15 protein-coding genes are annotated in these 14,968 nt (G+C 67.9%); 7 read left to right on the top strand and 8 right to left on the bottom strand.

Annotated features, from left to right (window positions below):
• Positions 1-373: 373 nt before the first annotated feature.
• Positions 374-1,159, top strand: a complete 786-nt coding sequence (locus G578_RS0100195) for an SDR family NAD(P)-dependent oxidoreductase (RefSeq protein WP_028792537.1) — start codon at positions 374-376, stop codon at positions 1,157-1,159.
• 172 nt (positions 1,160-1,331) lie between these two features.
• Here G578_RS0100195 and G578_RS23930 read toward each other — a convergent pair whose 3' ends face one another.
• Positions 1,332-2,876, bottom strand: a complete 1,545-nt coding sequence (locus tag G578_RS23930) for an AMP nucleosidase (RefSeq protein WP_084618577.1) — start codon at positions 2,874-2,876, stop codon at positions 1,332-1,334.
• 99 nt (positions 2,877-2,975) lie between these two features.
• Between G578_RS23930 and G578_RS0100205 the strand changes: the two genes are divergently transcribed.
• Positions 2,976-3,470 (top strand): CinA family protein, encoded by a 495-nt coding sequence (locus tag G578_RS0100205; RefSeq protein WP_028792538.1) that lies wholly within the window; start codon positions 2,976-2,978, stop codon positions 3,468-3,470.
• Positions 3,471-3,480: 10 nt separating this feature from the next.
• The gene (locus G578_RS0100210) at positions 3,481-4,431 is read left to right on the top strand and encodes a CorA family divalent cation transporter (protein WP_028792539.1); all 951 of its coding nucleotides are present in this window, start codon (positions 3,481-3,483) and stop codon (positions 4,429-4,431) included.
• 43 nt (positions 4,432-4,474) lie between these two features.
• On the opposite strand, the gene G578_RS0100215 is transcribed toward G578_RS0100210, so the two are convergent.
• The gene (locus tag G578_RS0100215; protein ID WP_028792540.1) at positions 4,475-5,440 is read right to left on the bottom strand and encodes a 2-hydroxyacid dehydrogenase; all 966 of its coding nucleotides are present in this window, start codon (positions 5,438-5,440) and stop codon (positions 4,475-4,477) included.
• Positions 5,441-5,497: 57 nt separating this feature from the next.
• On the opposite strand from G578_RS0100215, the gene G578_RS0100220 reads away from it, so the two are divergent.
• The 4 genes from G578_RS0100220 (at position 5,498) to G578_RS23935 (ending at position 7,959) form a co-directional block, all read left to right on the top strand.
• A complete protein-coding gene (locus G578_RS0100220) occupies positions 5,498-6,352 on the top strand; it encodes a TauD/TfdA dioxygenase family protein (protein ID WP_028792541.1) in 855 nt (284 codons plus the stop codon).
• 145 nt (positions 6,353-6,497) lie between these two features.
• Entirely contained in the window at positions 6,498-6,761 is a 264-nt protein-coding gene (locus G578_RS0100225) for a PepSY domain-containing protein (RefSeq protein ID WP_038012966.1), read from the top strand.
• Positions 6,761-7,372: a cytochrome b/b6 domain-containing protein gene (locus G578_RS0100230; protein WP_038012968.1), complete on the top strand. Its 612-nt coding sequence runs from the start codon at positions 6,761-6,763 to the stop codon at positions 7,370-7,372. The genes G578_RS0100225 and G578_RS0100230 overlap by 1 nt, the downstream gene beginning before the upstream one ends.
• Positions 7,373-7,446: 74 nt before the next feature.
• Complete coding sequence (locus tag G578_RS23935; RefSeq protein ID WP_051243395.1) at positions 7,447-7,959, top strand: helix-turn-helix transcriptional regulator; 513 nt, start codon at positions 7,447-7,449, stop codon at positions 7,957-7,959.
• Positions 7,960-8,271: 312 nt separating this feature from the next.
• Here G578_RS23935 and G578_RS0100245 read toward each other — a convergent pair whose 3' ends face one another.
• From G578_RS0100245 to gatC, 6 genes are all read right to left on the bottom strand, one after another.
• Positions 8,272-8,667, bottom strand: coding sequence for a response regulator (locus G578_RS0100245; RefSeq protein WP_028792545.1), 396 nt, complete (start codon positions 8,665-8,667; stop codon positions 8,272-8,274).
• 19 nt (positions 8,668-8,686) lie between these two features.
• Positions 8,687-10,939, bottom strand: a complete 2,253-nt coding sequence (locus G578_RS27995) for an ATP-binding protein (RefSeq protein WP_051243398.1) — start codon at positions 10,937-10,939, stop codon at positions 8,687-8,689.
• Between the two features lie 249 nt (positions 10,940-11,188).
• Positions 11,189-11,533: a cupredoxin domain-containing protein gene (locus G578_RS28870; RefSeq protein ID WP_169400799.1), complete on the bottom strand. Its 345-nt coding sequence runs from the start codon at positions 11,531-11,533 to the stop codon at positions 11,189-11,191.
• Between the two features lie 182 nt (positions 11,534-11,715).
• Positions 11,716-13,176 (bottom strand): Asp-tRNA(Asn)/Glu-tRNA(Gln) amidotransferase subunit GatB, encoded by a 1,461-nt coding sequence (gene gatB / locus G578_RS0100260; RefSeq protein ID WP_028792547.1) that lies wholly within the window; start codon positions 13,174-13,176, stop codon positions 11,716-11,718.
• A gap of 3 nt (positions 13,177-13,179) precedes the next feature.
• Positions 13,180-14,661: an Asp-tRNA(Asn)/Glu-tRNA(Gln) amidotransferase subunit GatA gene (gatA, locus tag G578_RS0100265; RefSeq protein WP_028792548.1), complete on the bottom strand. Its 1,482-nt coding sequence runs from the start codon at positions 14,659-14,661 to the stop codon at positions 13,180-13,182.
• Positions 14,661-14,948, bottom strand: coding sequence for an Asp-tRNA(Asn)/Glu-tRNA(Gln) amidotransferase subunit GatC (gatC, locus tag G578_RS0100270; protein ID WP_028792549.1), 288 nt, complete (start codon positions 14,946-14,948; stop codon positions 14,661-14,663). Before gatC ends, gatA begins: the two co-directional genes overlap by 1 nt.
• Between the last annotated feature and the right edge of the window lie 20 nt (positions 14,949-14,968).

A 14,968-nucleotide genomic window follows, 5' to 3' on the forward strand; every position in this document is an offset into this window, starting at 1 on the left:
ACGCAACAATCGCGCACTTGCTTCAAGGGGATAATCCCGAAGGAAAATATCGAGACTTCGTAATTTCGAATATTTGTGATGACTTTGCATTGATTAGAGATATTGCTGACGCACATAAGCATGTCGAACTCAATCGAGATTCCCGTCGGATTACGCGTTCGAGCCAGACGGACAGTGATTCTATTAAATGGGATGAAGGTTGTTGGGACGAGGCCCGATGGGATAGCCCTGAAGAGCTGATTATCACTCTAGATGACGGATCGAAGCGAACCTTCGAGGCGGTAGCGAATAGAGTTATGAATATGTGGGAGGAACTCTTACAAAGCTGGAATCTATAGGAAACTTATCAAAACGATATTCAAGTGGCGCGCTTATGAACACTCCAGCTGACTTTCTCCAGACCCATGCCGGCCGGGTGGCCGTCGTCACCGGCGGCGGATCCGGCATCGGCCGGGTGATCGCCGAGGCGCTGGCCGCCGCCGGCGCCCTGGTCGCCGTGCTCGACGCCAACGGCAACGCGGCGGAGGAAACGGCGGGCGCCCTGGCCGGTGCGGGCCACAAGGCCATGGCGGTGACCTGCGACGTCGCCCGCTGGGAGGATGTGGAAGCCGCCGCCCGCGAGGTGACGGCCGGGCTCGGCGTGGCGGACATTCTCATCAACAACGCCGGCATTTCGCCCAAGCACGCGGGCAAGCCGGCCCCGACCCTGGAGATGGACCCGGCGGAATGGGCCCATGTTCTGGCGGTGAACCTGACCGGCGCGTTCCACGGGGTGCGCGCCTTCGGGCCGGGCATGGCGGCGCGCGGCTGGGGTTCGATCGTCAACCAGTCCTCGGTCTCGGCCAAGCGGCATCTGGACTTCGTCGGCGTGCACTACCCGGCGAGCAAGGCCGGGCTGATCGGCCTGACCAAGCAGCTCGCCGGCGAGCTCGGGCCGTCGAACATCAACGTGAACGCCCTGGCGCCGGGCCGGATCGAGACCCCGCTGATGCGGGGCGTCGATCCGGCGGTGAACGAGGCGGCCCGGCTGGACACGCCGATGCGCCGGCTCGGCCAGCCGCAGGACGTGGCGGCGGCGGCACTGTATCTGACCTCGGAGGCGGGGCATTTCGTGACCGGCCAGGTACTGGATGTGGCCGGTGGGTGGATGATGTCGTAACCCAAGTCAGGATCAAGACGCCCCCTTCCCCGTCATCCCGGATGACCCCGGGCTCGACCCGGGGGCAGGCCGGGACCCAGCACCGGCGCCGGAAGCACGGTCCCGGCCCATCCCCGGATCAAGCCCGGGGCTGTCCGGGATGACGGGTGTGAAAGGCTTATGGGAACGCGCCCTACTGCAGCGGCACTTCGTTGAAACTCCGCAGCTTGCGGGAGTGCAGCTTCTCCGGCGGCAGCCCGCGCAGGATCTCCATCGCGCGGAAGCCGATATCCAGGTGCTGGGCGACCTGGCGGCGGTAGAAGTCGTCAGCCATGCCCGGCAGCTTCAACTCCCCGTGCAGCGGCTTGTCGGACACGCAGAGCAGTGTCCCGTAGGGCACCCGCATGCGGAAGCCGTTGGCCGCCACCGTCGCACTCTCCATGTCCAGGGCGATCGCCCGCGAAAGACTTAAAGCCCGGTCCGGCTCGCGCTGGTCGCGCAGCTCCCAGTTCCGGTTGTCTGTCGACGCCACCGTGCCGGTGCGCATGATCCGCTTCACGCCCACCGTGTCGAGCCCGGTGATGTCGGCCACCGCCTGCTCGAGTGCCAACTGAACCTCGGCCAGGGCCGGGATCGGGACCCAGACCGGCAGGTCGGCGTCGAGCACGTGGTCGTCGCGGTGATAGGCATGGGCCAGCACGTAGTCGCCGAGCCGCTGCATGTTCCGCAATCCGGCGCAGTGGCCCAGCATCAGCCAGGCGTTCGGGCGCAGCACGGCCACGTGATCGGTGATGGTCTTCGCGTTGGACGGGCCGACGCCGATATTGACCATGGTGATGCCCTGGTGCCCCTCTCGCACAAGGTGGTAGGCCGGCATCTGCGGCGCGCGGGAGGCCACCGCGCCCAACGCCGTGCCGTCCGGCCGCAACACCCGGTCGCCCGGTTCCACGAAGGCGGTGTAGCCGCTGCCCTTCTGCTGCACCAGCTCCTCGGCGCGCTGGATGAAGCCGTCGATATAGACCTGATAGTTGGTGAACAGGACGTAGTTCTGAAAATGCTCCGCCGAGGTGCCGCAATAGTGCCGCAGGCGGTGCAGCGAATAGTCGACCCGCGGTGCGGTGAACAGCGCCAGCGGCAGGGCGTCGCTGGGTGTGTGATCGACCTCGCCGTTGACGATGCAGTCGTCCATCACCCGCAGGGACGGCATGTCGAAATGCCGCTTCAGCCGCGACATCGCCGCGCCGTCGAAGCCGTCGCCCACCGTCATGCCGTCGGGAAAGGCGAAGGGCAGCGGGATCGGCAGCTCCGACAGCCCGACCTCCAGCGGCCGGCGGTGGTTCTCCAGGATGGCGCCGAACTGCTTGGTCAGATGGGCGGCGAACAGGTCGATGCGGGTGAAGGTCCCCTCGTACACCCCGGACTCGTCGGCGAAGCCGAAGGCGCCGGTCGACAGCGGCCCGCTGTCGTCATCGGTCACCGTCAGACGGACCATCGGATAGGTGGCCCGGGCCCGGCCCGTCATGGTCCCGGCCTCGAAATCGTGAAACGCCGCCTGCAGCCGCTCGATCTCGCCGCGATACAGCCGGTCGAGCTCCGCGACCACCGCCTCGGCGGTGTCGAAGCCTGCGGTTTGGCCCGCTGCAGAGCGGCCCTCTGCGGAGCGGCCCTCTGCGGAGCGGCCCTCTGCGGAGCGGCCCGCCGGGGAGCGGCCCGGTTCGGGATGGTCGGGTGCGGTCATGGCTCCCTCCGTCGCTTGCCCGTCGCCATATTCCTGCCGCGCGGGTAGCATTGCTTGGACATAGTGATAGCGCGATTCCGCGCGCGACGGGAGGACAGGATGGGTGACTTGGGCAAGCTTGGCGATATGGCGGGCCGGCTGTTGAAGGCGCGGGGCGAGACCATCGCCGTGGCCGAGTCCTCCAGTGGCGGGCTGATCTCCGCCTGCCTGCTGGCGGTGCCCGGGGCGTCGGCCTATTTCGTCGCCGGCGGCGTGATCTACACCCACAAGGCGCGCGAGATCTTCACCGATATCGAGTTCGAGCAGCATCCGGGCATGCGCTCCTCCTCCGAGCCCTACGCGGCGCTGCTGGCCGAGACCATGCGCCGGCGGATGGAGACCACCTGGGGCCTGGCGGAGACCGGGGCGGCCGGGCCGCTCGGCAACCGCTATGGCGACGCGGCCGGCCATACCTGCATCGCCCTGTCCGGGCCGGTGACCCGGGTGTTCACCCTGGAGACCGGCGACCGGCACCGGGAGCCGAACATGTGGCGCTTCACCGAAGCCGCGCTGGAGGCCCTGGTGGAAGCCCTCGACCAGCCGATGACCGCCTGAGCCGTCCAGCATGACCGCCCTGCTCCGCGCCTACGACATCTGGCCCGACGGCCGTGCCGCCGTGCTGACCGGACAGGATCTGGCCAGACCCGTCCCCGACGGCGCCTGGCGCTGGGTCAACCTGCTGCGCACCGAGGCCGACGCGGCCGAGATCCTGACCACCCTCGGCCTGCCCGAGGCGGCGATCGAGGCCCTGCTGGTGGAGGAGACAAGGCCGCGCGCCTGGAACGTGGGCGGGCGCACCCTGATGGTGCTCCGCGGCGTGAACCTGAACGAGGAGATCGGCGACCACCCGCTGATCGCCCTGCGCATGAGCGTGTCGGAGCGCAAGGTCGTGACCTGCCGCAAGTTCCGCTTCCGCGCCCTGGAGGATCTGGTGAACCGCTGCGAGGCGGGCAACGCCCCGCCCTCCCCGGCCGCCTTCGTCACCGACCTGATCGAGGGCCTGTCGAACCGGTTCGACACGAGGATCATCGACCTGGACCAGCGGCTGGAGGCGATCGACCAGGCGTCCGGGCCCAACCGGGAGGACGATCTCGCCGGCCTGCGCCGGGACCTGCTGCCGCTCGGCCGCTTCATGACGCCCCAGCGCGAGGCGCTGAGCCGGCTGGGCCAACTCGCCCAGGGATGGGCCACGCCGGAGGATCTGGCCGCGATCGCCGACTGCGAGAACGAGTTCGTGCGTCAGATCGAGCATCTGCGCGAGATCGAGAGCCAGGCGGCCCTGCTGCGCGACGATCTGGCGGCGGAGACGGCCGCGACCCAGGCGCGCCACACCTATCTGATCACCATCCTGGCCGCCCTGTTCGTGCCGCTGAGCTTCATCACCGGGCTGCTGGGCATGAACGTGGCCGGCATTCCGGGCGCGGACACGCCGTATGCCTTTCTGCTCGTGCTGCTGCTGATGGGGGGCAGCTTTGCGGCCGGTATCGGCGTGCTGAAATGGCGCGGCTGGATCTGAGGGGCGCCACCCCCGGATAAGCTCCGGGGGCGGCGGGCGACCGTCACAGATCGATCTTGTTCTCCAGGCTCTCCCCGCCGGCGAAGCGGACGGCGTTGGCGAACATCTCGCGGAACTTGCGGCGCATGATGTCCTGGGTGCCGGGCGCATTGTGCGGGGTCAGCACCACGTTGCGGAACTTGGCGAAGGGCGACGGGCCGGTCACCGGCTCGATCTCGAACACGTCGAGGCCCGCCCCGCCCAGATGCCCGCTTTCCAGCGCCTCCAGCAGCGCCGGCTCGGCCACCACCGGGCCGCGGGCGCAGTTGATCAGGATCGCCCCCGGCTTCATCGCCGCAAGCTGCGGCGCGTCGATCATGTGATGGGACAGCTCGGTCAGCGGCAGGTGCAGGGTGATGAAGTCGCTGGTGGCGATCAGCTCCTCGAAGCTCACCCGGGTGACCCGCAGGTCGTGCTCCACCGCCGGATCCATGTCGAGCAGGTCGTGATAGACCACCTCGCAGTCGAACGGCACCAGACGCTTGGCCACCTGCTTGCCGATGCGGCCGAGGCCGACGATGCCGACCCGCGAGCCGCCGAGACCGCGCGCCTCCGCCCGGAAGGTGTTGGAATGCCAGCGCCCGGCCCGCAGCTCGCTGTCCTGGAACGCGAGCCGACGGCCGGTCGCCAGCATCATCATCAGCGCGTGTTCGGCGACGCCCTCCGGCGTGCCGCCCGGGGTGATCGCCAGCGGGATCTGCCGATCGCGGATCGCCTTGGTCGCCACCGTGTCGTGGTAACCGACCCCCTGGTGCAGCACGAGGCGCAGCTTGGGTGCGGCGGCCACATCCGCCTCGGTCAGGCGACGGGCGCCGACCATGATCACCTCCGCCTCCGCCAGCTTCGCCGCCAGTTCCGCCGGGTCGTCGCTGTCGAGGTAATCCACGATGAAACCCTCGGGTTTCTCGCCCTCGATCAAAGTCCGCAGCTTGTCGTCGGCGGGCACGAAGTAGAGGATGCGGGAAGTCATTAAGCGTCTCCGGAGTAAGGGGATGCGCGATCCTATCGAGGAAAAGGGAGAATTGTCATGACCTTGTCGATGCGGCGCCTGAACCCGGTGATCGGGACCGAGATCAGCGGGATCCAGGTCACGCGCGACCTCGGCGACAACGCGTTCGGCGAGCTGTACCAGGCCTGGCTCGACAGCGGCGGGCTGCTGGTGCTGCGCGACCAGGAGCTCGAACCGGAAGACCAGATCGCCTTCTCGCAACGCTTCGGCGAGCTGGATCCGCTCAAGGGTCAGACCGTGGAACCCTACCTGCTGCCGGGTCACCCGGAAATCTACCGGGTCTCCAACAAGGTCAAGGACGGCCAGAAGCTCGGCCGCCAGCGCGCCGGCACCTACTGGCACTCCGACAACAGCCACAAGGAGCGCGCCGCCAAATGCTCGCTGCTCTACGGCATCGAGGTGCCGCCCTATGGCGGCGACACCCAGTTCGCGGCGATGACCCGGGCCTGGGACGAGCTGTCCCCGACCTTCCAGAAGATGATCGAGGGCCTGCGCTGCGTGCACGATTTCGAGAAGGCCAAGTCCGGCAGTTTCAAGAACGAGACCGTCACCGACAGCCACCTGAACGCCACGCCGGCGATCAGTCACCCGCTGGTGCGCACCCATCCGGAGACCGGCCGCAAGTGCCTGTTCCTCAATGCCGGCGTGGTGACCCATATCGAGGGCATGTCGGTGGAGGAGAGCCAGCCGATCCTCGACTACCTCTACCGGCACTGCACGCGGCCGGAATTCGTCTACCGCCACCAGTGGCGCAAGGGCGACCTGCTGGTCTGGGACAACCGGTCGACCATGCATTACGCCGTCGCGGATTACGACGGCGTGGGCGACCGCTATATGCATCGCACCACGGTGTTCGGCGACCGCCCGGTCTGACCGACATCCCTCGTACCGGGGCGTAAGCGCGCGCTTACGCGGGCGTCCGTACGCGCCGGTGCGATGGCGGTCCGGGGATCGGGCCTTCAGCTTTGGGGGACAGGCACACGGCGTGCCTGCCCCGCCCCCAACCTGGAGACCGACGATGATCCGTACCACCCTTCTCGCCGCGAGTTTCGCCGCCGTGCTGGCGACCGCCGCCTTCGCCTCCGACCTCACCCTCGGCACCGTTCTCGGCACTACGCCGGAAGCGGTCTCCGCCGCGCTGACCGAGGCCGGCTACACCGTCCAGAAGCATGAGCGCGAGCATGGCCGCATCGAGGTCAAGGCAACCCGCGAGGGCAAGCGCTACGAGATCAAGGTCGACGCCACCTCCGGCGCCGTGACCGCCATCGAGCTCGACGACTGATGGCCGTCGCCGAGCCAATCGCGGCATCGGGTCCCGGTTGGGACCCGATCGTCCGCATCACCCATTGGAGCGTGGCCACCGCCATCGTCGTCAACGGCCTGATCGACGAGGGCGGATCGACCCTGCATATCTGGATCGGCTACGGCGCGCTGGCGATGCTGGTCCTGCGGCTGCTCTGGGGCTTCATCGGCCCGGCGGAAGCCCGCTTCACGTCCTTCCCGTTCAGCCTCTCAGCCGCCATCGACCACCTGACCAATGTCTTCTCCGGTCACCATAAGACCCACCGCTCGCACAACCCGGCGGGCAGCGTCATGGTCTATGCGCTGTGGGGCATGCTGACCCTGACCGCCGCGACCGGCGTGATCCTGGAAACCGAGCCCTTCCCGGTCGAGCACCGCCAGCAGGCTATGGCCCAGGTCGACAGCCATGAGGACGGGGAGGAGAACGAGTTGGAGGAGATCGTCGAGGAGACCCACGAGATCGCCGCCAACCTGCTGCTGATCCTGGCCGCCCTGCACGTGGCCGGTGTCGCGGTGGAGTCGCGGCTCTCGGGCCGGAACCTGGTTCGTGGCATGATACGCGGCCAGCCGACCAGCCGGAGCCGCGAGTGACGCCAGCCCAGGATGCACCTCAACAACCACCGGAAACATCGGCTGTCGCCCCGGCAGACCCGGGGCGGCGGGCCATGGCGCTGGCCGCCCTGCTGGTGCTGCAGACCCTGTGCACGGTGTTCTTCGTCGCCGATGTGGTCGGCGACCTGATCCTGGACGGACCGGACCTGCACGTGGTCTTCGAGGCGGCAGTGGCGGCGGCCCTCGGGGTGGGCGTGGTCTTCGCCGGGCTGGAGATGCGCCGCACCCTGGAACGCTCGCGCCGGGCGGAGGCGGCGGTGTCGGTTGCGTCGGGCGCCTTCGCTGAGCTGATCGCCGGGTATTTCGAGCGCTGGAGGCTCACCCCGGCGGAAGCCGACGTGGCGCTGTTCGCGCTGAAGGGCTTCGACGTGGCGGAGATCGCCGAGCTGCGCGGGTCCGCGGCCGGAACGGTGCGCGCTCAGCTCACCCGCGTCTATGCGAAAGCCGGGGTGTCGAACCGCACGCAACTGCTCGCGATCTTCACCGACGACCTGCTGGCCGGCGCCCTGCCGGGCCTGGAGCGGCGATCAGCCCTCAGTTCGGCGTCCGACGGGGGGCCGGCATAGCCGACGCAACCTCTTCGATCCGCTCGCATCTGACGGTGATCTCTCCAAGCTCGAACGACCCGTAAGCCCGTTCCAGCGCACCGCCGGCGACCAGATAGCCCAGCCGCTCGCACGCATCCTTGTTTTCCAACGTGGCCACGTTCGTCCGGTAGGTGCAGACGTCACCGTTGAGCGAACAGACCACGATCATTGCCAAGTGCCACATGTGGAAAAGCGTGCGCGCACCTGGTGCGCACGTCAAGCGCACTTTGTGCGCTTCATGGCAATTTCATTACAGACAAATCGTGACGTTATCCACACCCCGCCCGGCGGCTACATCCGGAACAGCGCCTCGACCTTCTTCTTCAGCGCCTCGGGCGAGAAGGGCTTGACCACATAGGCGTCGACATCGAGCTCCCGGGCCTGCAGCACCGCGTCGGTCTGCTTGCGGCCGGTCAGCATGATGAACTTCAGGGGCTGGTGATACATGCGCACATAGCGCAGCAGCTCGATGCCGGAGATCGTCGGCATGTTCCAGTCGGAGATCACGAGCTGGAAGCTGCCGCGCTCGCTGTCCAGCGCCTTCACCGCCTCGGCACCATCGCGGCAATAGACGATGTCGGTGATGCCGGCGAGGCGCAGGGCACCGCGGGCGAGCTTGGAGGCCATCTCCTCGTCCTCGGCGAGGAGAACCCGCAGGCCCGAAAAATTGCGTCCCAGTTCCGTCATGCGGCTGCGTCCATCTGTCCTAAGCGTCTTCCGTGACGGCGATCCGGCGCAGATGCCCGGCCAGCAGTGACTGCCCCTCCGCGATCAGCGCTGGCAGACGGTCGCTGGCCGCACCCGCGCTGCCGGTATCGCCCGCCTCGGCGTCGCGTTCAATCCCTTCCGCAAGCCGCCAGACCGCGCGCAGGCCGACCACCCCAGCCCCGCTTTTCAGCTTGTGGGCCGCATCGGCCCAGGCGGCGGCGTCTCCGGCGGCACGTGCAGCGGCGATCTCCACCAGCGCGTCCAGGGCCGTTCCGTCGAAGTCGCGGGCCATCTCCTCGGCAAAATCGGCGCCGAGCTGGTCGCACAGCCGGTCGATCAGGACCGGCTCGAACGGCGCCGCGCCGCGCTCCAGGATGGTGGCCGCGTCGTCTTCGTCCTCCCCGTCGGGATCGTCGAAGAGGTCGTCTGTCTCTGCCGTCTCCTCCACACCACCGGTCACGGCGGCCAGGGTCCGGTTCAGGACGCGCGGGTCGATCGGCTTGGGCACGGCCGCGTTCATGCCGGCCTCGAGGCAGGCGCGGATCTCGTGATCCATCGCCCCGGCGGTCGCCGCGACGATCGGCACCGCAGCGGCCGGACCGTCGAGCGCCCGGATCGCCCGTGTCGCTTCCAGGCCACCCATCTGCGGCATGTGCAGATCCATCAGCACCACGTCGAAGCTGCCGCCGCGGACGGCGTCCACCGCCGCCAGACCGGTCTCCACGACGGTCACGCTGTGCCCCTCGCGGCCGAGCAGACCGCGGGCGACCTGCTGGTTGACGACATTGTCCTCGGCCACCAGAACCCGCAGCGGGCGCAGGGCGACCTGGCTGTAGGCCACCGTCTCGTCCACGGCCACGCCTTCCGGAAGGTCGATCTCGACCCGGAAGGTGGAGCCCTGACCCACGGCGCTGGTGACGGTCAGGCTGCCGCCCATGCGGTCGACGATGCGCTTGGCGATCGACAGGCCGAGGCCGGTGCCGCCGAACTTACGGGCGACCGAGGCGTCGGCCTGGGCGAAGTCGCGGAACAGCCGGCCCTGGCTCTCCGCGTCCATACCGATGCCGGTATCGATCACCGACAGGACGACACGGCCGCTTTCCCCGCGCTCCGCGACCAACCGCACGGAGCCTTGCTCGGTGAACTTCACCGCGTTGCCGACCAGATTCAGCAGCACCTGCCGCAGCCGGCCAGGGTCGCCGACCAGATAGCGCGGCACGTCCTCGGATATCTCCGCCGACAGGGTCAGCCCGCGCTCCGACGCGCGGCCCTGCATCAGCGACACCGCGCCCCGGATCACCCGGTGCAGGTCGAAATCCACCGCCTCCAGATCGAGCCGTCCGGCCTCCAGCTTGGAGTGGTCGAGGATGTCGTTGAGGATCGTCATCAGGCTCTCACCCGATTCCAGAACCGTGCGGGCGGTGTCTCGGGCGGCCGGGTCCAGGTCGCTGTCCATCAGCAGCCGGGTCATCCCGATGACGCCGTTCATCGGGGTGCGGATCTCGTGCGACATGATCGCCAGGAACTCGGACTTCGCCCGGGTCGCGTCCTCGGCCCGGTCCTTGGCCTCGCGCACCTCGGCCATGGCGGATTTGAACACGGCCAGTGCGGAGGCCATGGCGCCGATCTCGTCGCCGCGGCCGAGATCGGGCACCGCCACCTCCCCGTCACCGGCGGCGAGACGGGTCATGGCGTGCTCCATGCGTCCCAGCGGGCGCACGATGGTGCGGGCCAGCAGGATGGCGATCGCCACGGCGAGCACCAGCACGCCGGCGATCACGCCCATGGTCCAAAGCTTGGTCTGCTCGATCAGCCGTTCGGCCTCCAACCAGAACCTGAAGCCGCCCGACGCCGCGACCTCCACCAGGATCTCCAGGTTGAGGGCGATCTCCTCGGCCAGTACCGCCTCCGGTTCGGTCCGCCAGGCTTCCAGCCCGTCGCGGATCATGCCCAGAAGTTCCGGCACGGCCGCGTCGCTGGAGCGCTCCTGCACCACGGCGAGGTCGGAGAGCAGATCGTCCCAGCGGGTGTCGCGGTCGGTCTCCGCATCGGCCCGGCGCAGGACGGCGAAGTTCACCTGGGCGGAGCGGGCATGGTTGATCGCCTGGAGCGGCTGGTCGTAGAGCCGCTGGGCGAGGTCGCCGAGCGACCATGTGGCGGTCAGCGCGACGGCGGCCAGCGCGGCGGCGGCGACCACTGCCCCGAGAAAAGCGCCGACCAGCTTCCAGCGAATGGAGATCCGATCGAGCATCGCGCCTCACCTGTTGCAGGACGGAGTAAGGATATCACGGGAGGGGGAGGACGAAGCCACCCGGCGTGGCCCGCATGAGACCCCCGTACTAAACCCCACCATTCCTCAATCACCCCCCGGCCCTGTGCCGGGGCAGCGGGTGAGCCGGGACGGGCGATGGATGAGATGCTCGGAACGGCGCAGCATTGCCAAGCCTTGCCCCGGCACAAAGCCGGGGAGTGCGGGGGTAATCGAAGCAGCGCCCCGGCTTCACTCCACCGTCACGATCAGCTTCATCTTCGGATGGATCTTGCACAGGACCTCGACGGTGCCCGGCTGATCGAGGGTCACGCGGGTGGTTTCGCCGCGGGTCTGCACGCCGGTGTTGAAGGTGCTGCCCGGCGTCTCGGAATAGACGTTGTGGTCGTAGAAATCGTCGTTCAGGAAGGCGATGCTGTCGCCCGCCGCCACGGTGATCTCTCCCGGGCGGAACGAGCGGTGTTTCTGCACCACCTCGTGTTCCGCCGCGGCCCAGGCGATACCGGCACCGACTCCCGCGCCGATAGCGGTCCCGAGAACAACGGCGCAAACGGCCGGAGCGATCCTGCCACTCATGATATCGGTCCTACCCACACTACAACTGAAGGCAGCAGTGTAGCTTACGTCCCGCATCTGCGAAACGGCACCGACGGTACGGTTCCGGCAATGTGATCGGCGCGACCAGGTCGACGAGGACAGGGCCGATGCAGGTAGGGCCGATGCAGGCGGGGCCGGAGCCCCGCCCTGCACGATGCGATCTAGCCGTCGAGCTTCTTGCGCAGCAGTTCGTTGACCATGCCCGGGTTCGCCTTGCCCTGGCTCTTCTTCATGGTCTGGCCCACGAAGAAGCCGAACAGCTTGTCCTTGCCGCCGCGGTACTGCTCGACCTTGTCGGCGTTCTCGGCCAGGACCTCGTCGATGATGCCCTCGATGGCACCGGTGTCGGAGACTTGGCGAAGGCCCTTCTCCTCGACGATCTCGCCGGCCGATTTGCCGGTCTCGAACATCTCGGCGAACACCTCCTTAGCGATACGCCCGGAGATCGTGCCGTCGCCGATCAGGTCGACCAGCCCGCCGAGCGCATCGGCCGAGACCGGGCTGTCGACCAGGTCCTTGCCGGCCTTGTTCAGCGCGCCGAACAGTTCGGAGATCAGCCAGTTGGCGGCGATCTTCGGATCGCGGCCCTTGGCCAGCTTCTCGTACCAGTCGGCGGTCGCCCGCTCCTCCACCAGGATCGCCGCGTCATAGGGCGACAGGCCGAAATCGGCGATGAACCGCGCCTTCTTCACATCCGGCAGTTCCGGCAGGTCGGCGCCGAGCGCGTCGACGCGGGCCTGGTCCAGCACCAGCGGCAGCAGGTCCGGGTCCGGGAAATAGCGGTAGTCGTGCGCGTCCTCCTTGGAGCGCATCGAGCGGGTCTCGCCGCGGCCGGTGTCGAACAGCCGGGTCTCCTGGTCGATCTTGCCGCCGCCCTCCAGGATCTCGATCTGGCGCCGCGCCTCGTACTCGATCGCCTGATGGATGAAGCGCACCGAGTTCATGTTCTTGATCTCGCAGCGCGTGCCCAGCGGATCGCCCGGCTTGCGCACCGACACGTTCACGTCGGCGCGCATCGAGCCTTCCTGCATGTTGCCGTCGCAGGTGCCGACATAGCGCAGGATCGAGCGCAGCTTCTTCACGTACAGCCCGGCCTCCTCCGGCGAGGAGAGATCCGGCTTGGAGACGATCTCCATCAGCGCCACGCCCGACCGGTTCAGGTCGATATAGGTCTTCTGCGGATGCTGATCGTGCAGCGACTTGCCGGCGTCCTGCTCCAGGTGCAGCCGTTCGATCCCGACCGACTTGGTCGAGCCGTCCGGCAGATCGAGCAGCAGCACGCCCTCGCCGACGATCGGGTCCTTGTACTGGCTGATCTGATAGCCCTGCGGCAGATCGGCGTAGAAGTAGTTCTTGCGGTCGAACACGCTGCGCAGGTTGATCTGGGCCTTCAGCGCCAGACCGGTGCGCACCGCCTGCTCCACGCATTCGCGGTTGATCACCGGCAGCATGCCCGGCATGGCGGCGTCGACCAGACTGACCTGGGTGTTCGCCTCGGACCCGAACTTGGTGGAGGATCCGGAGAACAGCTTGGCCTGGGAGATCACCTGGGCGTGCACCTCGAGGCCGAGCACGACCTCCCACTCGCCCGTCTCACCCTGGATGCGATACGGCTCGGTCATCGCTCAGCCCTCCCGCACCATGGCCGGCACAGCGGAGAAATCCGCCGCCCGCTCCAGCGCCCGGCCGACCCGGACCACGGAACCCTCGTCGAACATCCGTCCCAGCACCTGCAGCCCCATGGGCAGGCCGCGCGCGGACAGGCCGGCGGGCACCGAGATGCCGGGCAGGCCGGCGAGACTGGCGGGCACGGTGAACACGTCTTGCAGGTACATCTTGACCGGATCGTCCTCGTTCTCGCCGATGGCGAAGGCATCCGACGGCGCCGTCGGCGTCAGGATGGCGTCGACCGTCTCGAAGGCCTGATCGAAGTCGCGGCGCAGCAGGGCGCGGACCTTCTGGGCCTTCAGGTAATAGGCGTCGTAATAGCCGGCGGAGAGCACATAGGTGCCGATCAGCACCCGGCGCTGCACCTCGTCGCCGAAGCCCTCGGCCCGGGTGTTGGCGTACATCTCGGCCAGGCTGTCGCCATCGACCCGCAGCCCGTAGCGCACGCCGTCATAGCGCGCCAGATTGGACGAGGCCTCCGCCGGGGCGATGATGTAGTAGGTCGCCAGCGCGTATTTGGTGTGCGGCAGGGAGATGTCGACGATCTCGGCCCCTTCCGCCTTCAGCCAGTCGATACCCTGCTGCCAGACCTTGGAGATCTCCTCCGGCAGGCCCTCGACCTTGTATTCGGCCGGTACGCCGATGCGCATGCCCCTCACGCCCTGGTCCAGCGCCGCCGACAGGTCGGCCATCGGCTCGCCCGCCGAGGTCGAGTCCTTCGGGTCGTGGCCGGCCATGGTCTGCAGCAGGATCGACGCGTCTTCCACCGTGCGGGCCATCGGCCCGGCCTGATCGAGGGACGAGGCGAAGGCGACGATGCCCCAGCGCGAGCAGCGGCCGTAGGTCGGCTTGATCCCGACGATGCCGGAGAAGCTGGCCGGCTGACGGATCGAGCCGCCGGTATCCGTCCCGGTCGCGGCCAGAGCCGAGCGCGCGGCGACGACCGCGGCCGAGCCGCCGGACGACCCGCCCGGCACCCGCTTCTTGTCGGGCTCGTCGGTCGAGCGCCAGGGGTTCTCCACAGGGCCGTAATAAGAGGTGACGTTGGACGAGCCCATGGCGAACTCGTCCAGGTTGGTCTTGCCCAGCAGCACCGCGCCGGCGTTCCACAGGTTCGTGGTCACCGTCGACTCATAGGGCGGGATGAACCCATCGAGGATGTGGCTGGCGGCCGTGGTCGGCACGCCCTCGGTGCAGAACAGATCCTTGATGGCGAGCGGAATACCCTCCAGCGCCCCGCCCTCGCCCTTGGCCAGGCGCGCATCGGCCTGCTCGGCCATCTGCAGCGCCTTGTCCGGCGTGGTGGTGATGTAGGCGTTCAGCGCCGACGTCGCCTCCATGCGAGCGATATAGGCCTTGGTCAGCTCGGTGCTCGAGATGTCCTTGGCGGCGAGCTTGGCCTTGGCTTCCGCCAGGCTCAGGTCCAGCAGATCGGTCATTATTCGACAACCTTCGGCACGACAAAGAAACCATGGGCGGATTCCGGCGCATTGGCGGTCACCCGCGCCTGATACCCGCCATCGGTGACCGCGTCCTCGCGTTGCGGCAGGGTGTGGCCGGTCACGCTGGCGAGCGGCTCGACCCCGGAGGTATCGACCTCGTCGAGCTGCTCGACGAAACCGAGAATGGCGTTCAGATCGCCGACCATCGCCTCCAGGCGGTCGTCAGGTACCTTGATCCGTGCGAGGTTCGCGATTGACGCGACAGTGGCCTTGTCGAGCGACATGGGCTAAGACCGTCCCAGTT

This window comes from Thalassobaculum salexigens DSM 19539 (assembly GCF_000423805.1).
GTDB classification, from domain to species: Bacteria; Pseudomonadota; Alphaproteobacteria; order Thalassobaculales; family Thalassobaculaceae; genus Thalassobaculum; species Thalassobaculum litoreum.